General features: G+C 63.5%; 23 protein-coding genes. All 23 read left to right on the top strand.

Features of this window, described 5'->3' with window-relative positions; genetic code table 11:
• The first annotated feature begins 236 nt into the window (after positions 1–236).
• The 23 genes from rpoB (at position 237) to rplF (ending at position 21766) form a co-directional block, all read left to right on the top strand.
• Positions 237–4409 carry a DNA-directed RNA polymerase subunit beta gene (gene rpoB / locus ACYX7E_RS06825; RefSeq protein ID WP_462079813.1) on the top strand — a complete coding sequence of 1391 codons (4173 nt, stop codon included), beginning with the start codon at positions 237–239 and terminating at the stop codon, positions 4407–4409.
• Between the two features lie 81 nt (positions 4410–4490).
• Positions 4491–8753 (top strand): DNA-directed RNA polymerase subunit beta', encoded by a 4263-nt coding sequence (gene rpoC / locus ACYX7E_RS06820; RefSeq protein WP_462079812.1) that lies wholly within the window; start codon positions 4491–4493, stop codon positions 8751–8753.
• A gap of 270 nt (positions 8754–9023) precedes the next feature.
• Positions 9024–9398, top strand: coding sequence for a 30S ribosomal protein S12 (rpsL, locus tag ACYX7E_RS06815; protein ID WP_462079811.1), 375 nt, complete (start codon positions 9024–9026; stop codon positions 9396–9398).
• Positions 9399–9408: 10 nt separating this feature from the next.
• Positions 9409–9876 (top strand): 30S ribosomal protein S7, encoded by a 468-nt coding sequence (rpsG, locus tag ACYX7E_RS06810; protein ID WP_462079810.1) that lies wholly within the window; start codon positions 9409–9411, stop codon positions 9874–9876.
• 182 nt (positions 9877–10058) lie between these two features.
• A complete protein-coding gene (fusA, locus tag ACYX7E_RS06805; protein ID WP_462079809.1) occupies positions 10059–12176 on the top strand; it encodes an elongation factor G in 2118 nt (705 codons plus the stop codon).
• Between the two features lie 96 nt (positions 12177–12272).
• Complete coding sequence (tuf, locus tag ACYX7E_RS06800; protein WP_462079808.1) at positions 12273–13463, top strand: elongation factor Tu; 1191 nt, start codon at positions 12273–12275, stop codon at positions 13461–13463.
• A 495-nt stretch (positions 13464–13958) separates the two neighbouring features.
• On the top strand, positions 13959–14270 hold the full coding sequence (gene rpsJ, locus ACYX7E_RS06795; RefSeq protein ID WP_010341589.1) for a 30S ribosomal protein S10: 312 nt from the start codon (positions 13959–13961) through the stop codon (positions 14268–14270).
• An 11-nt stretch (positions 14271–14281) separates the two neighbouring features.
• A complete protein-coding gene (rplC, locus tag ACYX7E_RS06790; protein ID WP_462079807.1) occupies positions 14282–14935 on the top strand; it encodes a 50S ribosomal protein L3 in 654 nt (217 codons plus the stop codon).
• A gap of 12 nt (positions 14936–14947) precedes the next feature.
• The gene (rplD, locus tag ACYX7E_RS06785; protein WP_462079806.1) at positions 14948–15553 is read left to right on the top strand and encodes a 50S ribosomal protein L4; all 606 of its coding nucleotides are present in this window, start codon (positions 14948–14950) and stop codon (positions 15551–15553) included.
• Positions 15550–15852, top strand: a complete 303-nt coding sequence (gene rplW, locus ACYX7E_RS06780; RefSeq protein ID WP_462079805.1) for a 50S ribosomal protein L23 — start codon at positions 15550–15552, stop codon at positions 15850–15852. Before rplD ends, rplW begins: the two co-directional genes overlap by 4 nt.
• A gap of 10 nt (positions 15853–15862) precedes the next feature.
• On the top strand, positions 15863–16690 hold the full coding sequence (gene rplB, locus ACYX7E_RS06775) for a 50S ribosomal protein L2 (RefSeq protein ID WP_462079804.1): 828 nt from the start codon (positions 15863–15865) through the stop codon (positions 16688–16690).
• 6 nt (positions 16691–16696) lie between these two features.
• On the top strand, positions 16697–16969 hold the full coding sequence (gene rpsS, locus ACYX7E_RS06770; protein ID WP_462079803.1) for a 30S ribosomal protein S19: 273 nt from the start codon (positions 16697–16699) through the stop codon (positions 16967–16969).
• Positions 16970–16980: 11 nt separating this feature from the next.
• Positions 16981–17373 (top strand): 50S ribosomal protein L22, encoded by a 393-nt coding sequence (gene rplV, locus ACYX7E_RS06765; protein ID WP_462079802.1) that lies wholly within the window; start codon positions 16981–16983, stop codon positions 17371–17373.
• A 1-nt stretch (position 17374) separates the two neighbouring features.
• Positions 17375–18115: a 30S ribosomal protein S3 gene (rpsC, locus tag ACYX7E_RS06760; protein WP_462079801.1), complete on the top strand. Its 741-nt coding sequence runs from the start codon at positions 17375–17377 to the stop codon at positions 18113–18115.
• Positions 18116–18117: 2 nt separating this feature from the next.
• The gene (rplP, locus tag ACYX7E_RS06755; RefSeq protein WP_462079800.1) at positions 18118–18531 is read left to right on the top strand and encodes a 50S ribosomal protein L16; all 414 of its coding nucleotides are present in this window, start codon (positions 18118–18120) and stop codon (positions 18529–18531) included.
• Complete coding sequence (gene rpmC, locus ACYX7E_RS06750) at positions 18531–18734, top strand: 50S ribosomal protein L29 (protein WP_462079799.1); 204 nt, start codon at positions 18531–18533, stop codon at positions 18732–18734. Before rplP ends, rpmC begins: the two co-directional genes overlap by 1 nt.
• Positions 18735–18746: 12 nt before the next feature.
• Entirely contained in the window at positions 18747–19010 is a 264-nt protein-coding gene (gene rpsQ / locus ACYX7E_RS06745) for a 30S ribosomal protein S17 (protein ID WP_462079798.1), read from the top strand.
• Positions 19011–19025: 15 nt separating this feature from the next.
• A complete protein-coding gene (gene rplN / locus ACYX7E_RS06740; protein WP_457019867.1) occupies positions 19026–19394 on the top strand; it encodes a 50S ribosomal protein L14 in 369 nt (122 codons plus the stop codon).
• A 15-nt stretch (positions 19395–19409) separates the two neighbouring features.
• Positions 19410–19721, top strand: coding sequence for a 50S ribosomal protein L24 (rplX, locus tag ACYX7E_RS06735; protein WP_462079797.1), 312 nt, complete (start codon positions 19410–19412; stop codon positions 19719–19721).
• Between the two features lie 33 nt (positions 19722–19754).
• Positions 19755–20294: a 50S ribosomal protein L5 gene (rplE, locus tag ACYX7E_RS06730; RefSeq protein ID WP_462079796.1), complete on the top strand. Its 540-nt coding sequence runs from the start codon at positions 19755–19757 to the stop codon at positions 20292–20294.
• Between the two features lie 19 nt (positions 20295–20313).
• Positions 20314–20619, top strand: a complete 306-nt coding sequence (gene rpsN, locus ACYX7E_RS06725) for a 30S ribosomal protein S14 (RefSeq protein ID WP_462079795.1) — start codon at positions 20314–20316, stop codon at positions 20617–20619.
• 208 nt (positions 20620–20827) lie between these two features.
• Positions 20828–21223 (top strand): 30S ribosomal protein S8, encoded by a 396-nt coding sequence (gene rpsH / locus ACYX7E_RS06720; RefSeq protein WP_462079794.1) that lies wholly within the window; start codon positions 20828–20830, stop codon positions 21221–21223.
• Between the two features lie 15 nt (positions 21224–21238).
• The gene (gene rplF / locus ACYX7E_RS06715) at positions 21239–21766 is read left to right on the top strand and encodes a 50S ribosomal protein L6 (RefSeq protein WP_462079793.1); all 528 of its coding nucleotides are present in this window, start codon (positions 21239–21241) and stop codon (positions 21764–21766) included.
• Positions 21767–21806 lie beyond the last annotated feature (40 nt).

Here is a 21806-nt window from a genome sequence, read left to right as displayed (position 1 = left end):
GCGGGGAATCGGGAATAGGGACTCCGGGATCGAACGGGCGCCGCAATCGCGCCTGGCAACGACACCCGATTCTCCATTCCCGATTCCCGGTCCAAAGCAGTCAAGCAGTTGTTAGTGGGTAGTAGCGGGAGAAGGCGTGCTGGTGCCGGCAATACCAGCGACTACCCAGTGACAGCTTTTCGTTCCCCCAGGGGCGCCGCCGCGCGCTCCGCAGATGACCCGAGGTGGTTCTCACCATGACGACTTCCACGCCCCAGTCGAACTACTCGTTCACCGAGAAGAAGCGCATCCGCAAGAACTTCGGCAAGCGCCGTGCGATTCTTGAAGTGCCGTTCCTGCTTGCGATCCAGGTCGATTCGTACCGCGAATTCCTGCAGTCCGATCGCGAGCAGTCCAAGCGCGAAGACCGCGGCCTGCATGCCGCGCTGAAGTCGGTGTTCCCGATTGTCAGCTACAACGGCTATGCCGCCCTCGAGTACGTCGGCTACAAACTCGGCGACCCGGTGTTCGACGAGCGCGAGTGCCGCCAGCGCGGCATGAGCTACGGCGCGCCGCTGCGCGTCACCGTGCGCCTGGTGATCTACGACCGCGAGTCGTCCAGCAAGGCCATCAAGTACGTGAAGGAGCAGGAGGTCTACATGGGCGAGATTCCGCTCATGACCGACAACGGTACCTTCATCGTCAACGGCACCGAGCGCGTCATCGTCTCGCAGCTGCACCGTTCACCGGGCGTGTTCTTCGACCACGACCGTGGCAAGACCCACAGCTCGGGCAAGCTGCTGTTCTCGGCGCGCGTGATCCCGTACCGCGGTTCGTGGCTGGACTTCGAGTTCGACCCGAAGGACGCGCTGTTCACCCGTATCGACCGTCGCCGCAAGCTGCCGGTGTCGGTGCTGCTGCGTGCGCTGGGCTACAACAACGAAGAAATGCTCAATGAGTTCTTCGAGATCAACACGTTCCACATCGATCCCGAGGAAGGCGTGCAGCTGGCGCTGGTCGCCGAGCGCCTGCGCGGCGAAACGCTGAACTTCGACCTCGCCGATGGCGACAAGGTCATCGTTGAAGCCGGAAAGCGCATCACCGCGCGCCACGTCAAGCAGCTCGAGGCTTCGGGCATCGCCGCGCTGGCCGTGCCGGACGACTACCTGGTCGGCCGCATCCTGTCGCACGACGTCATCGACGCGTCGACCGGTGAGCTGATCGCCACCGCCAACGACGAGATCAGCGAAGAGTCGCTGGCCGCGTTCCGCAAGGCCGGCATCGACGCGGTCGGCACGATCTGGGTCAACGACCTCGATCGCGGCCCGTACCTGTCCAACACCCTGCGCATCGACAGCACCAAGACCCAGCTCGACGCCCTGGTCGAGATCTACCGCATGATGCGTCCCGGCGAGCCGCCGACCAAGGATGCCGCGCAGAACCTGTTCCACAACCTGTTCTTCACCTTCGAGCGCTACGACCTGTCGGGCGTGGGCCGGATGAAGTTCAACCGCCGCATCGGCCGCAAGGAAGTCACCGGCGCCTCGGTGCTGTACGACGCGCGCTACTACGCCGAGCGCAAGGACGAAGAGTCCATCCGCCTGCGCGAGGAGTTCGGCAACACTTCCGACATCCTCGACGTGATCAAGGTCCTGACCGAGATCCGCAACGGCCGTGGCGTGGTCGACGACATCGATCACCTCGGCAACCGCCGCGTGCGTTCGGTCGGTGAAATGGCCGAGAACGTGTTCCGCGTGGGCCTGGTCCGCGTCGAGCGCGCCGTGCGCGAGCGCCTGACGATGGCCGAGGCCGATGGCCTGACCCCGCAGGAGCTGATCAACGCCAAGCCGGTCGCGGCCGCGGTCAAGGAGTTCTTCGGCTCCTCGCAGCTGTCGCAGTTCATGGACCAGAACAACCCGCTGTCGGAAGTCACCCACAAGCGCCGCGTCTCCGCGCTTGGACCGGGCGGTCTGACCCGCGAGCGTGCCGGCTTCGAAGTGCGCGACGTGCACCCGACCCATTACGGCCGCGTCTGCACCATCGAAACGCCGGAAGGCCCGAACATCGGCCTGATCAACTCGCTGGCCGTGTTCGCACGCACCAACCGCTATGGCTTCCTCGAGACGCCGTACCGCAAGGTCGTGGGCGGCAAGGTCACCGACGACATCGAGTTCCTGTCGGCGATCGAGGAAAACGAGTTCGTCATCGCGCAGGCCAACGCGCCGACCGATGACAAGAGCATCCTGACCGAGCAGTTCGTCGCCTGTCGTTACCAGGGCGAGAACCTGCTGAAGGCGCCGGCCGAGATCCACTTCATGGACGTCTCGCCGATGCAGACCGTGTCGGTCGCGGCAGCGCTGGTGCCGTTCCTGGAGCACGATGACGCGAACCGCGCACTGATGGGCGCCAACATGCAGCGCCAGGCCGTGCCGACGCTGCGTGCGCAGAAGCCGCTGGTCGGTACCGGCATCGAGCGTGCCGTGGCGCGCGACTCCGGCGTGACCGTCAACGCCCGTCGTGGTGGCGTGATCGAGCAGATCGACGCCGGCCGCATCGTGGTCAAGGCGCACGAGGTCGAGATCATCGGCGAGCACGATGCCGGCGTCGACATCTACAACCTGATCAAGTACACCCGTTCGAACCAGAACACCTGCATCAACCAGCGCCCGCTGGTGAATGTCGGTGACGTGATCGCGCGCGGCGACGTGCTGGCCGACGGCCCCTCGACCGACATCGGCGAGCTGGCCCTGGGCCAGAACATGCTGGTCGCGTTCATGCCGTGGAACGGCTACAACTTCGAAGACTCGATCCTGCTGTCGGAGCGCGTCGTCAAGGAAGACCGTTACACGACGATCCACATCGAAGAGCTGACCGCGGTCGCCCGCGACACCAAGCTGGGACCGGAGGAAATCTCCGCCGACATCCCGAACGTGTCCGAGAACGCGCTCAACCGCCTCGACGAGTCCGGCGTGGTGTACATCGGCGCCGAAGTGCGTGCCGGCGACATCCTGGTCGGCAAGGTGACGCCGAAGGGCGAGAGCCAGCTGACCCCGGAAGAGAAGCTGCTGCGTGCGATCTTCGGCGAGAAGGCGTCCGACGTGAAGGACAGCTCGCTGCGCGTGCCGCCCGGCATGGACGGCACCGTCATCGACGTGCAGGTCTTCACCCGCGACGGCATCGAGAAGGACAAGCGTGCGCGCCAGATCGAGGAATCCGAGATCAAGCGCGTCAAGAAGGACTTCGACGACCAGTTCCGCATCCTCGAAAGCGCCATCTACGCCCGTCTGCGTTCGCAGATCCAGGGCAAGGTCGCCAATGGCGGCGCTGGCCTGAAGAAGGGCGAGGCCGTCACCAGCCTGGTGCTCGACGGCCTGAAGAAGTCCGACTGGTTCCAGCTGCGCATGAAGGACGACGATGCTGCCGAGGCGCTGGAACGCGCGCAGAAGCAGATCGACGCCCATCAGAAGGAGTTCGAGAAGCGCTTCGCCGACAAGCGCGGCAAGATCACCCAGGGTGACGAGCTCGCTCCCGGCGTGCTGAAGATGGTCAAGGTCTACCTGGCCGTGAAGCGTCGTATCCAGCCGGGCGACAAGATGGCCGGCCGTCACGGCAACAAGGGTGTCGTGTCGACCATCGTGCCCGTGCAGGACATGCCGCACATGGCCAACGGCGAGACCGTGGACATCGTGCTGAACCCGCTGGGCGTGCCGTCGCGCATGAACATCGGTCAGATCCTGGAAGTGCATCTGGGCTGGGCCGCCAAGGGCCTGGGTCGCAAGATCCAGAACATGCTCGAGGCACAGGCCAAGCTGGCCGACCTGCGCAAGTTCCTCGACGAGATCTACAACCACGACAACGACGTCACCGCGCAGCGGGTGGATCTGAAGCAGTTCAGCGACGAGGAGTTGCTGACGCTGGCCAAGAACCTGACCGACGGCGTGCCGATGGCGACCCCGGTGTTCGACGGCGCGGCCGAAGTCGAGATCAAGAAGATGCTCGAACTCGCCGACCTGCCGCTGAGCGGCCAGACCCAGCTTTACGACGGTCGTACCGGCGAGGCCTTCGATCGCCAGACCACGGTGGGCTACATGCACATGCTCAAGCTCAACCACCTGGTCGACGACAAGATGCACGCCCGCTCGACCGGCCCGTACTCGCTCGTCACCCAGCAGCCGCTGGGCGGCAAGGCGCAGTTCGGCGGACAGCGCTTCGGTGAAATGGAAATGTGGGCGCTGGAAGCCTACGGCGCGGCCTACACCATGCAGGAAATGCTGACGGTGAAATCCGATGACGTGCAGGGCCGCAACCAGATGTACAAGAACATCGTCGATGGCGAATACGAAATGGTCGCCGGCATGCCGGAATCCTTCAACGTGTTGGTGAAGGAAATCCGCTCGCTGGCCATCAACATGGAACTGGAAGAGCACTGAGGCGGCGCAACCGGGGCGGCCCCGCGCCGCCCCCGGTGATGTGAACAACCGACTCACGAATCCCCATTCCCGGAGAATTTCATGAAAGACCTGCTCAACCTCTTCAACCAGCAGCGCCCGGCCATCGACTTCGACGCGATCAAGATCGCGTTGGCCTCGCCTGACCTGATCCGCTCGTGGTCCTTCGGCGAAGTGAAGAAGCCCGAGACCATCAACTACCGTACCTTCAAGCCCGAGCGCGATGGCCTGTTCTGCGCCGCGATCTTCGGACCGATCAAGGACTACGAGTGCCTGTGCGGCAAGTACAAGCGCATGAAGCACCGTGGCGTGGTCTGCGAGAAGTGCGGCACCGAAGTGACCCTGGCCAAGGTACGCCGCGAGCGCATGGGCCACATCGACCTGGCATCGCCGGTCGCGCACATCTGGTTCCTCAAGTCGCTGCCGTCGCGCATCGGCCTGATGCTGGACATGACCCTGCGCGACATCGAGCGCATCCTGTACTTCGAAGCGTTCGTCGTCACCGAGCCGGGCCTGACCCCGCTCGAGCGCGGCCAGCTGCTCAACGAAGAGCAGTTCATGCAGATGCGCCAGGAGCACGGCGACGACTTCGACGCCGCGATGGGCGCCGAGGCGGTGTTCGACCTGCTGCGCACGATCGACCTGCAGGCCGAGATGGTCCGCCTGAAGGAAGAAATCGCCAGCACCGGCTCGGAAACCAAGCTCAAGCGCCTCACCAAGCGCATCAAGCTGGTCGAAGCCTTCCTTGAATCGGGCAACCGCCCGGAGTGGATGGTCATGACCGTGCTGCCGGTGCTGCCGCCGGACCTGCGTCCGCTGGTTCCGCTGGATGGCGGCCGCTTCGCGACCTCCGACCTCAACGACCTGTACCGCCGCGTCATCAACCGCAACAACCGCCTGCGTCGCCTGCTCGAACTCAATGCGCCCGACATCATCGTCCGCAACGAGAAGCGCATGCTGCAGGAGTCGGTCGATGCGCTGATGGACAACGGCCGTCGTGGCCGTGCGATCACCGGCACCAACAAGCGCCCGCTGAAGTCGCTGGCCGACATGATCAAGGGCAAGCAGGGCCGGTTCCGCCAGAACCTGCTCGGCAAGCGCGTCGACTACTCGGGCCGTTCGGTCATCGTGGTCGGCCCGACGCTGCGCCTGCACGAGTGCGGCCTGCCGAAGAAAATGGCGCTGGAGCTGTTCAAGCCCTTCATCTTCGCCAAGCTGCAGCGCCGTGGCCTGGCCACGACGATCAAGGCCGCCAAGAAGCTGGTCGAGCGCGAAGAAGCCGAGGTGTGGGACATCCTCGAGGAAGTCATCCGAGAGCATCCGGTGCTGCTGAACCGTGCGCCGACGCTGCACCGCCTGGGCATCCAGGCGTTCGAGCCGGTGCTGATCGAAGGCAAGGCGATCCAGCTGCATCCGCTGGTCTGCACCGCGTTCAACGCCGACTTCGACGGTGACCAGATGGCCGTCCACGTGCCGCTCTCGCTGGAAGCCCAGCTGGAAGCGCGTGCGCTGATGATGTCCACCAACAACATCCTGTCGCCGGCCAACGGCGAGCCGATCATCGTGCCGTCGCAGGACGTCGTGCTGGGCCTGTACTACATGACCCGCGCCCTGGAAAACACCCCGGGCGAGGGCATGGCGTTCGCCAACCTGGCCGAAGTCAAGCGCGCCTACGACAACAAGGTCGTCGGCCTGCACGCCAAGGTCAAGGTGCGCATCACCGAGGTCGTGATCGCCGAGGATGGCAGCCGTTCGAAGAAGACCGCCCTGGTCGACACCACGATCGGCCGTTCGCTGCTGGCCGAGATCCTGCCCGACGGCCTGCCGTTCGAGCTGGCCAACACCGAGCTGACCAAGAAGAACATCAGCCGCCTGATCAACTCGTGCTACCGCCAGCTGGGCCTGAAGGACACGGTCGTGTTCGCCGACAAGCTGATGTACACCGGCTTCGCCTACGCGACCCGCTCCGGCGTGTCGATCGGCATCGACGACATGATCATCCCGGCCGAGAAGAAGGGCATCCTGGCCGAGGCCGAGACCGAAGTGCTGGAAATCCAGCAGCAGTACCAGTCCGGTCTGGTCACCGCCGGCGAGCGCTACAACAAGGTCGTCGACATCTGGTCGCGTACCAACGAACGCGTCGCCAAGGCGATGATGGACACCATCGGCACCGAGAACGTGACCAACGCCAAGGGCGATGTGGTCGCGCAGAAGTCGATGAACTCCATCTACATCATGGCCGACTCCGGCGCCCGTGGTTCGCAGGCGCAGATCCGTCAGCTGGCCGGTATGCGCGGCCTGATGGCCAAGCCGGACGGCTCGATCATCGAGACGCCGATCACCTCGAACTTCCGCGAAGGCCTGAACGTCCAGCAGTACTTCATCTCGACCCACGGTGCACGTAAGGGCCTGGCCGATACCGCGTTGAAGACGGCGAACTCGGGTTACCTGACCCGTCGCCTGGTCGACGTGGCGCAGGACGTGGTCATCACCGAGAGCGATTGCGGCACGCTCGGCAGCCTGACCATGACCCCGATCGTGGAAGGCGGCGACGTCGTCGAGCCGCTGCGCGACCGCGTGCTGGGTCGTGTCGTGGCCGAGGACGTGTTCCTGCCGGGCAACGACGAGGATCCGATCGTCACCCGCAACACCCTGCTCGACGAAGCCTGGGTGCAGAAGCTCGAAGACGCCAGCGTGCAGTCGATCCAGGTGCGTTCGACGATCACCTGCCAGAGCAGCTTCGGCGTCTGCGCCCTCTGCTACGGTCGTGACCTCGGCCGCGGCCACCTGGTCAACCATGGCGAGGCCGTGGGTGTCGTGGCGGCGCAGTCGATCGGTGAGCCGGGTACCCAGCTGACCATGCGTACGTTCCACATCGGTGGCGCGGCGTCGCGTGCGGCGGCCATCGACAACGTGACCGTCAAGACCACCGGCTCGATCAAGTTCAACAACCTGAAGACCGTGTCGCACTCGGCGGGCCACCTGGTCGTGGTGTCGCGTTCGGGCGAACTGTCCGTGCTCGATACCCACAACCGTGAGCGCGAGCGCTACAAGCTGCCGTACGGCGCGACGATCATGATCAAGGACGGCTCCGAGCTGAAGTCCGGCCAGACCGTGGCGACCTGGGATCCGCATAACCACCCGATCGTGTCGGAAGTGGCCGGTTTCATCCGCTTCGTGGACTTCGTCGACGGCATCACCGTCATCGAGAAGACCGACGAACTGACCGGCCTGGCGTCGCGCGAGATCAGCGATCCCAAGCGTCGCGGCAACCAGGGCAAGGACCTGCGCCCGATCGTGCGCATCGTCGACAAGGACGGCAAGGACCTCAACATCCCGGGGACCGATCTGCCGGCGCAGTACATGCTGCCACCGCGCTCGATCGTCAACCTGCAGGACGGGGCCCCGGTCGGCGTGGGCGACGTGGTCGCCAAGATCCCGCAGGAAGCCTCCAAGACCCGTGACATCACCGGTGGTCTGCCGCGCGTGGCCGATCTGTTCGAAGCCCGCAAGCCGAAGGATCCGGCGGTGCTGGCCGAGCGTTCGGGTGTCGTCAGCTTCGGCAAGGACACCAAGGGCAAGCAGCGCCTGATCATCAAGGGACCCGATGGCGAGGAGCACGAGGAGCTGATCCCGAAGTACCGCCAGATCATCGTGTTCGAAGGCGAGCACGTCGAGAAGGGCGAGACCGTGGTGGACGGCGAGCCGAATCCGCAGGACATCCTGCGCCTGCTCGGCGTCGAGCCGCTGGCCTCGTACCTGACCAAGGAAATCCAGGACGTCTATCGCTTGCAGGGCGTGAAGATCAACGACAAGCACATCGAGGTGATCGTTCGCCAGATGCTGCGCAAGGTCGAGATCACCGACCAGGGCGACAGCAAGTTCCTCAATGGCGAGCAGGCCGAGCGCCAGCGCGTCATCGAGGAGAACGTGCGCCTGGAGACCCGCAGCCTGTTGCCGGTGCGTTCCGAGCCGGTGCTGCTGGGTATCACCAAGGCCTCGCTGGCGACCGAATCGTTCCTGTCGGCGGCGTCGTTCCAGGAGACTACCCGCGTGCTGACCGAGGCTGCCGTCCGCGGTACCCGCGACAGCCTGCGCGGCCTGAAGGAGAACGTCATCGTCGGCCGCCTGATCCCGGCCGGTACCGGTCTGGCCTACCACACGGCGCGCCGTCGCCGTGCGTCGGGCTTGACCGACTCCGAGCTGGACGCCCTGTCGGGCACCTCCAGCCCGGTGATCGTGCCGGTCGAGGCGACCATTGCCGAGGGATCGGCGGAATCGGTGCCGGAATCCACCCCGGGCAACGAGGAATCGGGTAACATCTGACGCAATACATGGCGCCCGGTCACCTGGGCGCCCAGATCACGAAATGAGGCGCATGGAGCGCCTCGTTTTCGGTCCAGGATGGACGGGAACATCGCTGAGCAATCTCCAATCATCCCGCCTGCGGGGTGGGCGGCTTGCCAGTGTCGGCTTGCGTTGACGGACTCCGTCGGCGCGGGCTATACTTTTCTGCTCGGCAGGTTGGGGTGACCCATCCTGCCGTCGTTTTCACGAAAAGGTCCATTCCGGGCCCAACCGAAGAACACATCCACGATGGCAACGATCAATCAGCTGGTGCGCAAGCCGCGCAACCCTGAAACCTACAAGAGCACATCGCCTGCGCTGGCCAATTGCCCGCAGCGTCGCGGCGTGTGCACCCGCGTCTACACCACGACCCCGAAGAAGCCGAACTCGGCCCTGCGCAAGGTCGCCAAGGTGCGCCTGACCAACGGTTACGAAGTCATTTCGTACATCGGCGGCGAAGGCCACAACCTGCAGGAGCACTCGGTCGTGCTGATCCGCGGCGGTCGCGTCAAGGACCTGCCGGGCGTGCGTTACCACACCGTGCGCGGCTCGCTGGACGCCTCTGGCGTTGCGAAGCGCAAGCAGAGCCGTTCGAAGTACGGCACCAAGCGTCCGAAGGGCTGAGGAAAAACACATGTCGCGTAAAGGTAATACTCCGCAGCGTTCGGTGCTGCCCGATCCGAAGCATGGCAGCGAGACGATCGCCCGCTTCATCAACATGGTCATGCAGAGCGGCAAGAAGTCCGTCGCCGAGAAGATCGTCTATGGCGCAATGGACGTCATCGGCGAGAAGAGCGGCAACGCACTCGAGCTGGTCGAGAAGGCCCTCGGCAACATCTCGCCTTCGGTCGAGGTGAAGTCGCGTCGTGTCGGCGGCGCCACCTACCAGGTGCCGGTCGAAGTGCGTGCCTCGCGTCGCATGGCGCTGGCCATGCGCTGGCTGATCGAGTCGGCGCGCAAGCGCGGCGAGAACTCGATGCCGCGCAAGCTGGCTGCCGAGCTGATCGATGCGTCCGAGAATCGTGGCGGCGCGATCAAGAAGCGTGAAGAAACCCACCGCATGGCGGAAGCCAACAAGGCGTTTGCGCACTACCGCTGGTAATTGCAATCCAGGGGCTTGTCGACAGGCCCCTGCGGCACCATCTCAGGTGCTTCCTCCGCGGCGTTCGCGCCGCACGATGGACCCAATGCCGCCGCATGGCGGCATTCGGCCATTGAAGCGATTCCTTCGCGACGGTTCCCGCTCAGGGCGCGAACTTCCAAACTGAATAACGAGAGATTCCCGTGGCTCGCACGACACCCATCGAACGCTATCGCAATTTCGGCATCATGGCGCACATCGACGCCGGCAAGACCACCACGTCTGAACGCATCCTGTTCTACACCGGTGTCAGCCACAAGATCGGTGAAGTGCATGACGGCGCCGCCACCATGGACTGGATGGAGCAGGAGCAGGAGCGTGGCATCACGATCCAGTCCGCTGCGACCACCGCGTTCTGGAAGGGCATGGACAAGTCCTTTGAAGAGCACCGCTTCAACATCATCGATACCCCCGGGCACGTCGACTTCACGATCGAAGTCGAGCGTTCGCTGCGCGTGCTCGACGGCGCGGTGTTCGTGCTGTGCGCGGTCGGTGGCGTCCAGCCGCAGTCCGAGACCGTCTGGCGCCAGGCCAACAAGTACCAGGTGCCGCGTCTTGCGTTCGTCAACAAGATGGACCGCACCGGCGCCAACTTCGACAAGGTCGTCGACCAGCTGAAGAACCGCCTGGGCGCGTACGCCGTGCCGATGCAGGTGCCGGTGGGCGCCGAGGACGGCTTCGAGGGCGTGGTCGACCTGCTGAAGATGAAGGCGATCCATTGGGATACCGCTTCGCAGGGCATGACGTTCGAATACCGTGACCTGCCCGCCGGCCTGGCCGAGAAGGCCGCCGAGGCGCGCAACTTCATGGTCGAGGCCGCGGCCGAAGCCAATGAAACGTTGATGGACAAGTACCTCAACGACGGTGAGCTGACCGAAGAAGAGATCATCGCCGGCCTGCGCGAGCGCACCCTGCGCGTCGAGATCGTGCCCGTGTTCTGCGGCAGCGCGTTCAAGAACAAGGGCGTGCAGGCGATGCTCGACGGCGTCGTCAACCTGCTGCCGTCGCCGACCGACCGTCCGCCGGTGCAGGGCATCGACGAGAACGAGAAGGAAGCCACTCGCCTTGCCGATGACAAGGCATCGTTCTCGGCGCTCGCGTTCAAGATCATGACCGACCCGTTCGTGGGTTCGCTGACGTTCTTCCGTGTCTATTCGGGCGTGCTGAACGCTGGTGACCAGGTCTACAACCCGGTCAAGTCGAAGAAGGAGCGTATCGGCCGCCTGCTGCAGATGCATTCCAACGATCGCCAGGAAATCAAGGAAGTGCGCGCTGGCGACATCGCGGCTGCCGTGGGCCTGAAGGACGTCACCACCGGTGACACCCTGTGCGCTCAGGACAACATCATCACGCTTGAGCGGATGACGTTCCCGGAGCCGGTGATCTCGATGGCCGTCGAGCCCAAGACCAAGTCCGACCAGGAAAAGATGGGTCTGGCCCTGAGCCGTCTGGCGCAGGAAGATCCCTCGTTCCGCGTCAAGACCGACGAGGAATCCGGCCAGACGATCATCTCGGGCATGGGCGAGTTGCACCTGGACATCATCGTCGATCGCATGAAGCGCGAGTTCAACGTCGAGGCCAATGTCGGCAAGCCGCAGGTCGCGTACCGCGAAACGATCCTCAAGAGCGACGTCAAGGCGGACTACAAGCACGCCAAGCAGTCGGGTGGTAAGGGGCAGTACGGTCACGTCGTGATCGAGATGTCGCCGATGACGGCCGAGGATCGCCAGAACCCGGCGGTCAAGGACGATTTCCTGTTCATCAACGACATCACCGGTGGTGTGATTCCGAAGGAATTCATCCCGGCGGTCGAGAAGGGACTGCGCGAAACCATCACCAGCGGTCCGCTCGCGGGCTTCCCGGTCGTGGGCGTCAAGGCCAAGCTGGTGTTCGGCTCGTACCACGACGTCGACTCCTCGGAAATGGCGTTCAAGCTCGCTGCGTCGATGGCGTTCAAGGAAGGTTTCCGCGCGGCCAAGCCGGCGCTGCTGGAGCCGATCATGAAGGTCGAGATCGTCAGCCCGGAGGATTACCTGGGCGACGTGATGGGCGACGTCAGCCGTCGTCGTGGCGTGTTGCAGGGCCAAGACGACAGCCCGTCGGGCAAGGTCATCAACGCGCAGGTTCCGCTTGGCGAAATGTTCGGCTACGCGACCTCGCTGCGTTCGATGTCGCAGGGTCGCGCGACCTTCACGATGGAATTCGACCATTACGCGGAAGCGCCGACCAACATCGCTGAAACGGTCATCAAGAAGGGCTAAGCCCGGGTTACGCGGCACGTCGGGGCGCGGTTGCATCCACGCCCCGTCGGGTCACGCACCACCAATCACGAATTACGCATAAGAGAGGCAACGAAAATGGCAAAGGGTAAGTTTGAGCGCACCAAGCCCCACGTGAACGTGGGTACGATTGGTCACGTGGATCACGGCAAGACGACGCTGACGGCGGCGCTGACGAAGATCGGTGCGGAACGCTTCGGTGGCGAGTTCAAGGCCTACGACGCGATCGACGCGGCGCCGGAAGAGAAGGCGCGCGGCATCACGATCTCGACGGCGCACGTCGAGTACGAAAGCCCGAACCGTCACTACGCGCACGTTGACTGCCCCGGCCACGCCGACTACGTCAAGAACATGATCACGGGTGCGGCGCAGATGGACGGCGCGATCCTGGTGTGTTCGGCCGCTGACGGCCCGATGCCGCAGACGCGCGAGCACATCCTGCTGGCCCGCCAGGTCGGCGTGCCGTACATCGTCGTGTTCCTGAACAAGGCCGACATGGTGGACGACGCCGAGCTGCTGGAGCTGGTGGAGATGGAAGTGCGCGAGCTTCTGTCGAAGTACGAGTTCCCGGGCGACGACACCCCGATCATCCAGGGTTCGGCGCTGAAGGCGCTGGAAGGCGACCAGAGCGACATCGGCGTGCCTGCGATCATCAAGCTGGTGGAAGCGCTGGATACGTGGATCCCGGAGCCGGAGCGCGACATCGACAAGCCGTTCCTGATGCCGGTGGAAGACGTGTTCTCGATCTCGGGCCGCGGCACCGTGGTGACCGGTCGTATCGAGCGTGGCGTGATCAAGGTCGGCGAAGAAATCGAGATCGTCGGTATCCGTGCGACCCAGAAGACCACGGTCACGGGCGTCGAGATGTTCCGCAAGCTGCTGGACCAGGGCCAGGCAGGCGACAACGCCGGTCTGCTGCTGCGCGGCACCAAGCGTGACGACGTCGAGCGCGGCCAGGTGCTGTGCAAGCCGGGTTCGATCAAGCCGCATACGGACTTCGAGGCCGAGGTGTACGTGCTGTCGAAGGACGAGGGTGGCCGTCACACGCCGTTCTTCAAGGGTTACCGTCCGCAGTTCTACTTCCGTACCACGGACATCACCGGCGCTTGCGAGCTGCCGGAGGGCGTGGAGATGGTGATGCCGGGCGACAACGTGAAGATGGTGGTGTCGCTGATCAACCCGGTGGCGATGGACGAAGGCCTGCGTTTCGCGATCCGCGAAGGCGGCCGTACCGTCGGCGCCGGCGTCGTGGCCAAGATCATCAAGTAAGCTGCCGGGCCCGCGCTTGGGCGCGGGCCGATGCATGGCTCCCCGGATTCGGGGAGCCGTTGTCCCAGCATGAAGAATTGGTGCTAGAATCGCCGACCGCATCCAAGGGTGCGGTTTGGCCCGATCCAGCCGTCATGCGGTTGGAAGGGGCAGGGCAGCCAAGGTTGCCCCGCTCTGGCAAGTGGCATTACCCCATATCTGCTTGGGTCGGGTATGGGAGACCGCGAAAAGAGGTCCAGGAAGGATCTCGTGTTCGCCAGACAGGGAAGAAAGTCGCGTGGCAGCATCGGAACAGCCTTGAAAGCTGTTGACGGTGGCTGTTGACGCGATTTATACTTTTCCGTCTGGGCGGGCCGGGTAACCGGGCCGCCTAGTTTTTCGTCAGGATACTCCCGGGGTGTTTGGCAACATCTGCCTCGGAAAGTCATTGATTTCACGGGGTTCTGCGCACCCAGCCGCAAAACCTGTCGCTCTTTTAATGAAGGAATCTCCGTCATGGCGGACCAAAAGATCCGGATCCGGCTCAAGGCGTTCGATCATCGTCTGATCGACCGTTCGGCCAGCGAGATCGTCGAAACGGCAAAGCGGACCGGCGCGCAAGTGCGCGGCCCGATCCCCCTGCCCACCAAGATTGAACGCTACACCATCCTGGTGTCGCCGCACGTCGACAAAGACGCGCGTGACCAGTATGAGACCCGCACGCACAAGCGCGTGCTCGATATCGTGGACCCTAACGACAAGACCGTGGACGCGCTGATGAAGCTCGAACTCGCGGCTGGCGTTGACGTCCAGATCAAGTTGACCTGAGGCCCGCTACCATGACCGCGAAGAAGTATTCGTTGGGCATCGTCGGCCGCAAGGCCGGCATGACCCGGGTGTTCACCGAAGACGGCAAGTCCGTGCCGGTGACCCTGATCGAAGCCACCCCGAACCGCATCACGCAGGTGAAGACCCTGGAAACCGACGGCTACAGCGCCGTCCAGGTCGCCGTGGGCAGCAAGCGTGCCGTGCTCGTCAACAAGCCCGAAACCGGTCACCTGGCGAAGGCCAAGGTCGAAGCGGGTCGTGGCCTGTGGGAGCTGCGCGTTGCCGACGACAAGATCGCCGACTTCAGCGTCGGTGGCGAGATCAAGGCCGACATCTTTGAAGAAGGCCAGTTGGTCGACGTCCAGGGCGTCACCAAGGGCAAGGGCTTCCAGGGCACGATCAAGCGCTGGAACTTCAAGATGGGTGATGCCACCCACGGTAACTCGCTGTCGCACCGCTCGCCTGGTTCGCTGGGCCAGCGCCAGACGCCGGGCCGCGTGTTCCCGGGCAAGAAGATGTCCGGACACATGGGTGCCGACGTGCAGAGCACGCAGCGCCTGCGCATCGTGAAGGTCGACGCGGAGCGTGGCCTGATCGCCGTGCGCGGCGCCGTGCCGGGTGCTCCGGGTGGTGACGTCATCGTACGTCCCTCGACCAAGGCATAAGGAGAGATGACGATGGAACTCGCCATCACCAACAGCAAAGAAACGCTTTCGGTCTCCGACGCGATCTTCGGCCGCGAATTCAGTCAGGATCTGGTCCACCAGGTCGTGGTTGCATACCGCAACGCCGGACGCGCTGGTACCAAGGCCCAGAAGAGCCGCGCCGAAGTCAATGGCACCACCAAGAAGTCGAAGAAGCAGAAGGGTGGCGGTGCACGTCACGGCGCCCTGACCGCTCCGATCTTCGTCGGCGGTGGCGTGACCTTCGCGGCCAAGCCGCGCAGCTTCGAGCAGAAGGTCAATCGCAAGATGTACCGCGCCGCGATGAAGGCCATCCTGTCCGAGCTCAATCGCCAGGGTCGTCTGAAGGTCGTCGATGCGTTCGATATCGATGCGCCCAAGACGCAGGGTCTGATCGAGAAGCTGAAGGGTTTTGATCTGGGCAAGCGCCCGCTGATCGTGACTGAAGAAGCCTCCGAGAACCTGTACCTGTCCGCCCGCAACCTGCCTTACGTCGAAGTGCGTGACGTGCAGGGGCTGGATCCGGTGTCGCTGGTCGGTGCCGACAGCGTGCTGTTTACCACCGATGCGGTGAAGAAGATCGAGGAGTGGCTGGCATGAACGACGCCAAGCTCTATGAAGTGATCCGCGCGCCGCGCGTGTCTGAAAAGACCGCTCGGATCCAGGAATTGTCCAACCAGTATGCGTTCGAAGTCGCCCGCGACGCGACCAAGGCCGATATCAAGGCCGCGGTCGAGAAGTTGTTCGACGTCAAAGTTGAAGCGGTCAACGTGGTCAACGTGAAGGGCAAGACCAAGTCCTTCCGTCAGCGCCAGGGTAGCCGTGGCAGCTGGCGCAAAGCGTACGTGAAGCTGGCCGCTGGCCAGACGATCGACGTGACCAACGCCGCGACGGCCTGAGGAAGATCCCATGCCATTGATGAAATTCAAACCTACTTCTGCCGGCCGCCGTTCCGCGGTTCGCGTGGTCACGCCCGAGCTGCACAAGGGTGCCCCGCACGCTGCGCTGGTCGAGCCGCAGAGCCGTACCGGTGGTCGCAACCACCACGGCCGCATCACCACCCGTCATATCGGTGGTGGCCACAAGCAGCATTACCGCATCATCGATTTCAAGCGCAACAAGGAAGGCATTCCGGCGCGCGTGGAGCGGATCGAATACGATCCCAACCGCACCGCCCATATCGCCCTGCTGTGCTACGTCGACGGTGAGCGCCGCTACATCATCGCTCCGAAGGGTCTGAAGGCCGGCGACCAGGTGATCGCGGGCAACGATGCGCCGATCAAGGTCGGCAACACGCTGCCGCTGCGCAACATCCCGGTCGGTTCGACCGTGCATTGCATCGAAATGAAGCCGGGCAAGGGCGCGCAGATCGCTCGCGCCGCCGGTGCGGGTGTGCAGTTGGTTGCCCGCGAAGGGATCTACGCCACGCTGCGCCTGCGTTCGGGCGAAATGCGCAAGGTGCCGATCGAGTGCCGTGCCACCATCGGTGAAGTCAGCAACGACGAGCACAGCCTCGAGAAGCTCGGCAAGGCCGGTGCGAAGCGCTGGCGCGGTATCAAGCCGACCGTCCGTGGTGCGGCGATGAACCCGGTCGATCACCCGCATGGTGGTGGTGAGGCCAAGGCTGGACAGGGCAACCCGCACCCGGTGACTCCGTGGGGCGTGCCGACCAAGGGTTACAAGACCCGCCATAACAAGCGGACGCAACAGTTCATCGTTCGCGATCGCAGGAGCTGATAGACCATGGCACGTTCACTCAAGAAGGGTCCCTTCGTCGACCACCACCTCGTCAAGAAGGTGGAAGCCGCAGGTAGCAACACCAAGAAGCCGATCAAGACCTGGTCGCGTCGCTCGATGGTCCTGCCGGATATGGTGGGATTCACGATTGCCGTGCATAACGGCAAGAACCACATTCCCGTGCTGGTCAACGAAAACATGGTTGGTCACAAGCTCGGTGAATTCGCGTTGACGCGGACCTTCAAGGGTCACGGCGGCGACAAGAAGTCCGGCAAGTAAGGGGTCGCACGATGGACAAGGCAAAACGAGCAAGACACGAAGAGCTCAAGCGTGCGCGCACCGAAGTCAACAAGCGGACTTCATCGCTGCGCTCGGTGCGCATCTCGCCGCAGAAGGCACGCCTGGTCGCCGACCAGGTGCGCGGACTGCCGGCATCGCGCGCGCTTGATCTGTTGAAGTTCAGCGACAAGAAGGCAGCGGGACTGATCTACAAGGTCGTCTACGCCGCCGTCTCGAACGCCGAGAACAATGCAGGTGACGATGCAGACGAGCTGCGGATCGCGACGATTACTGTCGACGAAGGTCCGACGCTGAAGCGTTTCATGGCGCGCGCCAAGGGTCGTGGCACCCGCATCCTGAAGCGGACCAGCCATATCACCGTTGTCGTTGGCGAGGGTAAATAAGATGGGTCATAAAGTTCACCCGACCGGTATTCGCCTGGGCATTTCCAAGGACTGGAATTCCAAGTGGTATGCCGGCAAGAAGGAATTCGCCGAGTACCTGGTCGCCGATATCAAGGTCCGCCAGATGCTTCGCAAGAAGCTCGCCGCGGCCGGCATCAGCAAGATCCTGATCGAGCGTCCGGCCAAGACCGCCCGCGTGACGATCCACACCGCCCGTCCGGGCGTGGTGATCGGCAAGCGCGGCGAGGACATCGAGAAGCTGCGTCGCGAGGTCAGCGATCTGATGGGCGTCCCGGCGCACATCAACGTGACCGAAGTGCGCAAGCCCGAGCTCGACGCCCAGCTGGTTGCCGAGTCGATCGCGCAGCAGCTCGAGCGCCGCATCATGTTCCGTCGTGCGATGAAGCGCGCGGTCGGCAATGCGATCCGCCTGGGCGCGCTGGGGATCAAGGTCAACGTCGCCGGTCGCCTGAACGGTGCCGAGATCGCGCGTTCGGAGTGGTACCGCGAAGGTCGCGTGCCGCTGCACACGCTGCGCGCCGACGTCGATTACGGCTTCGCCGAGGCGAAGACGACCTACGGCATCATCGGTATCAAGACCTGGATCTACAAGGGTGAAATCTTCGATTTCAGCCAGGTTGGCCAGGAGAAGCAGGACGACACACCGCGCAACGACCGCAATGACCGTGGCGACCGTGAGCGTCCGCGTGGTCCGCGTCGTGACCGCGAGGCGAGGGACTAATCATGTTGCAACCAAAGCGAACCAAATATCGCAAGATGCACAAGGGCCGGAATGAAGGCCTGTCGTGGAGCGCGAACGCCGTCAGCTTCGGCGAGTTCGGCCTGAAGTCGACGGCAACCGGTCAGCTGACCGCGCGCCAGATCGAAGCCGGTCGTCGCTCGATCAGCCGTCACGTCAAGCGCGGCGGCAAGATGTGGATCCGCGTGTTCCCGGACAAGCCGATCACCAAGAAGCCGATCGAAGTCCGCATGGGCTCCGGTAAGGGTGGCGTGGAGTACTGGGTTGCCCAGATCCAGCCCGGCCGCATGATTTTCGAGATCGAAGGCGTCGACGAGACGGTGGCACGCGAGGCGTTCCGCCTTGCCGCGGCAAAGCTTTCGGTCACCACCCAATTCGTCACCCGGACGGTGCGCTGATGGCTACGACCAAGGAACTGCGCGGCAAGTCTGCCGCTGAACTGCAGGCCCACCTGCTCGAGTTGCAGAAGGAGCGTTTTTCGCTGCGCATGCAGAAGGCAACCGGCCAGCTGACCAAGACCCACGAAGCCCGTCGGGTCCGTCGCGAGATCGCGCGCGTGAACACCCTGCTTGGACAGACCCAGTCTGCCCAGGCGAAGTAAGGACCCATGACCATGAACAACACTGATAAAAAGCAGCACACGGTCCAGGGCCGCGTGGTCAGCAACAAGGCAGACAAGACCGTCACGGTCCTCGTCGAGCGCCAGGTCAAGCACGCGCTGTACGGCAAGTACATCCGCCGCTCGACCAAGCTGCACGCCCATGATGCCGAGAACGCCGCCAAAGAAGGCGACATCGTACGCATCGTGGAAGTCGCGCCGATTTCCAAGACCAAGAACTGGCAGGTGGTTGAAATCATCACCCGCGCTGCCGAATAACGAGGAGGCTCAGACATGATCCAGATGCAAAGCCACCTCGACGTGGCAGACAATTCCGGCGCCAAGGAAGTGATGTGCATCAAGGTGCTCGGCGGCTCCAAGCGCCGTTACGCCGCGATCGGCGACATCATCAAGGTGTCCATCAAGGACGCCATCCCGCGTGGCAAGGTGAAGAAGGGCGAGGTTTACGACGCCGTCGTGGTGCGTACCCGCAAGGGTGTTCGTCGTGCCGATGGCTCGCTGATCCGTTTCGACGGCAACGCTGCGGTCCTGCTGAACAACAAGCAGGAGCCGATCGGCACCCGCATCTTCGGACCCGTGACCCGCGAACTGCGTACCGAGAAGTTCATGAAGATCGTCTCGCTCGCTCCCGAAGTGCTGTGAGCTGAGGACCTAGACATGGCTAATCGAATCAAGAAAGGCGACCAGGTCATCGTGACCGCGGGCAAGGACAAGGGCAAGCAGGGTGATGTGGTGCGCGTGGCAGGCGACAAGGTCGTCGTGTCCAACGTCAACATCATCAAGCGCCACACCAAGCCGAATCCGCAAGCGGGCCAGCCTGGTGGCGTGATCGAGCGCGAAGCGCCGATCCATGTATCGAATGTGGCGCTGTTCAACCCTGCCTCCGGCAAGGGCGAACGCGTTGCGACGAAGGTGCTCGAGGATGGACGGCGGCTGCGCGTGTTCCGCTCGAGTGGTGAGGCGATCTGATCAGGTTCGCCTGACGTCTGAAGGAATGAAGAAATGACGACCCGTCTTGAAAAGTTCTACAAGGATGAAGTCGTGCCGAAGCTCGTCGAGCAGTTCGGTTACGGCAACATCATGCAGGTTCCGCGCCTGTCCAAGATCACGCTGAACATGGGCGTGGGCGAGGCAGCGGCCAACAAGAAGATCCTCGAGAACGCTACTGCCGACATGGCCAAGATCAGCGGCCAGAAGCCGCTGGTGACCAAGTCGCGCGTGTCGGTGGCCTCGTTCAAGATCCGCGATGGCTGGCCGATCGGTTGCAAGGTGACCCTGCGCCGCAACCACATGTACGAGTTCCTCGACCGTCTGGTCAACGTCTCGTTGCCGCGCGTGCGCGACTTCCGTGGCGTGTCCGGCCGTTCGTTCGATGGCCGTGGCAACTTCAACATGGGCGTGAAGGAACAGATCATCTTCCCGGAAATCGACTTCGACCAGGTCGACGCGATCCGCGGTATGGATATCGCCATCACCACCACCGCAAAGACCAATGCGGAAGCCAAGGCGTTGCTTGAAGCCTTCCGTTTCCCGTTCCGCTGAACGACTCAAGGACCCAATCATGGCAAAGACATCGATGGTGAACCGCGAGACCAAGCGGACCAAGCTGGTCAAGAAGTTCGCCGCAAAGCGTGACGCGCTGAAGAAGATCATCAGCAGCGAAAGCGCCAGCTACGAAGACAAGGCCGAGGCAGTGATCAAGCTGCAGAAGCTTCCGCGCGACTCGTCGGCCTCGCGCCAGACCACGCGCTGCGCCCTCAGCGGCCGTCCGCGTGCGGTCTACAGCAAGTTCGGCCTGGGCCGCAACAAGCTGCGCGAAGCCACCATGCGCGGCGACGTGCCGGGCCTGCGCAAGGCCAGCTGGTAACAGGTTCGACCTCCGGGCGTACGGTCCGCCGTACGACCAGGCACGGAGTCCGGTGCAAACCGGACTCTTTGTCGTATATAATCCCGCTCCTCACTTGCCCCCGCCGGTTCCGGCGCGGCCGGGTAGGGAGCAACGGGCCCTGGCCCCTCCAGGACAAAAAGCCAAGATTTCGCGAAAGCGGATATCGGTGCACTCATAGGAATCGCACATGAGCATGACTGATCCCATCGCCGACATGCTGGTCCGCATCAGGAATGCGGCCGCTGTTGGCAAGCAGACGGTGAAGATGCCGTCGTCCAAGACCAAGGTGGCCATTGCCAAGGTCCTGAAGGACGAAGGCTACATCGGTGACCTGCGCGTGACCGAGAACGGCGCCAAGGCCGAACTCGAAATCGTCCTGAAGTACTTCGAAGGCCGTCCGGTGATCGAGAAGCTGCAGCGCGTTTCGCGCTCGGGCCTGCGTCACTACCGCGGCAAGGACGCGCTGCCGAAGGTCCTCAACGGACTCGGCGTCGCCATCATTTCCACCTCCAAGGGCATCATGACCGACTCGCAGGCGCGCCAGAATGGCGTCGGCGGAGAAGTCCTGTGCTTCGTGGCTTAAGGGAGTAACGATCCAATGTCCCGCGTAGCCAAGAAGCCGGTCGCCCTCCCGAAGGGTGTCGAACTCAACGTCCAGGCCGAGAGCATCAGCGTCAAGGGAGCCAAGGGCACCCTGACGATCGCCAAGCCTGCCAGCATCGAAGTCATCATCGAGGACGGCCATGCGCTGCTGTCGTCGAACGATCCTTCGCAGATCCCACTGACCGGTACCCTGCGCGCGATCGTCGCGAACATGGTGCAGGGCGTGTCCCAGGGCTTCGAGCGCAAGCTCGACCTCGTCGGCGTCGGTTACCGCGCCGCGGCCCAGGGCAAGGACCTGAACCTGTCGCTGGGTTTTTCGCACCCGGTCGTGTTCAAGGCGCCGGAAGGCATCACCATCACCACGCCGACCCAGACTGAGATCCTGGTCCAGGGTGCCGACAAGCAGCTGGTGGGCGAAGTTGCCGCAAAGATCCGTGGATTCCGCCCGCCGGAGCCCTACAAGGGCAAGGGCGTGAAGTACTCCGACGAAACCATCATCCGTAAAGAAGCCAAGAAGGCCTGACCCCACAAGGTCGCCGTGCCGATCCGCTTCGGAGAAACAT

It is taken from the genome of Luteimonas sp. RIT-PG2_3, assembly GCF_054902115.1.
This window is presented reverse-complemented; position numbering and strand designations above follow the sequence as displayed.

Excerpts from the sequence above, each read along its gene's own strand:
- rpoB (WP_462079813.1), top strand. The coding sequence starts at position 237 with ATGACGACTTCCACGCCCCAGTCGAACTACTCGTTCACCGAGAAGAAG.
- rpoC (WP_462079812.1), top strand. The coding sequence starts at position 4,491 with ATGAAAGACCTGCTCAACCTCTTCAACCAGCAGCGCCCGGCCATCGAC.
- rpsL (WP_462079811.1), top strand. The coding sequence starts at position 9,024 with ATGGCAACGATCAATCAGCTGGTGCGCAAGCCGCGCAACCCTGAAACC.
- rpsG (WP_462079810.1), top strand. The coding sequence starts at position 9,409 with ATGTCGCGTAAAGGTAATACTCCGCAGCGTTCGGTGCTGCCCGATCCG.
- tuf (WP_462079808.1), top strand. The coding sequence starts at position 12,273 with ATGGCAAAGGGTAAGTTTGAGCGCACCAAGCCCCACGTGAACGTGGGT.
- rpsJ (WP_010341589.1), top strand. The coding sequence starts at position 13,959 with ATGGCGGACCAAAAGATCCGGATCCGGCTCAAGGCGTTCGATCATCGT.
- rplC (WP_462079807.1), top strand. The coding sequence starts at position 14,282 with ATGACCGCGAAGAAGTATTCGTTGGGCATCGTCGGCCGCAAGGCCGGC.
- rplD (WP_462079806.1), top strand. The coding sequence starts at position 14,948 with ATGGAACTCGCCATCACCAACAGCAAAGAAACGCTTTCGGTCTCCGAC.
- rplW (WP_462079805.1), top strand. The coding sequence starts at position 15,550 with ATGAACGACGCCAAGCTCTATGAAGTGATCCGCGCGCCGCGCGTGTCT.
- rplB (WP_462079804.1), top strand. The coding sequence starts at position 15,863 with ATGCCATTGATGAAATTCAAACCTACTTCTGCCGGCCGCCGTTCCGCG.
- rpsS (WP_462079803.1), top strand. The coding sequence starts at position 16,697 with ATGGCACGTTCACTCAAGAAGGGTCCCTTCGTCGACCACCACCTCGTC.
- rplV (WP_462079802.1), top strand. The coding sequence starts at position 16,981 with ATGGACAAGGCAAAACGAGCAAGACACGAAGAGCTCAAGCGTGCGCGC.
- rpsC (WP_462079801.1), top strand. The coding sequence starts at position 17,375 with ATGGGTCATAAAGTTCACCCGACCGGTATTCGCCTGGGCATTTCCAAG.
- rplP (WP_462079800.1), top strand. The coding sequence starts at position 18,118 with ATGTTGCAACCAAAGCGAACCAAATATCGCAAGATGCACAAGGGCCGG.
- rpmC (WP_462079799.1), top strand. The coding sequence starts at position 18,531 with ATGGCTACGACCAAGGAACTGCGCGGCAAGTCTGCCGCTGAACTGCAG.
- rpsQ (WP_462079798.1), top strand. The coding sequence starts at position 18,747 with ATGAACAACACTGATAAAAAGCAGCACACGGTCCAGGGCCGCGTGGTC.
- rplN (WP_457019867.1), top strand. The coding sequence starts at position 19,026 with ATGATCCAGATGCAAAGCCACCTCGACGTGGCAGACAATTCCGGCGCC.
- rplX (WP_462079797.1), top strand. The coding sequence starts at position 19,410 with ATGGCTAATCGAATCAAGAAAGGCGACCAGGTCATCGTGACCGCGGGC.
- rplE (WP_462079796.1), top strand. The coding sequence starts at position 19,755 with ATGACGACCCGTCTTGAAAAGTTCTACAAGGATGAAGTCGTGCCGAAG.
- rpsN (WP_462079795.1), top strand. The coding sequence starts at position 20,314 with ATGGCAAAGACATCGATGGTGAACCGCGAGACCAAGCGGACCAAGCTG.
- rpsH (WP_462079794.1), top strand. The coding sequence starts at position 20,828 with ATGAGCATGACTGATCCCATCGCCGACATGCTGGTCCGCATCAGGAAT.
- rplF (WP_462079793.1), top strand. The coding sequence starts at position 21,239 with ATGTCCCGCGTAGCCAAGAAGCCGGTCGCCCTCCCGAAGGGTGTCGAA.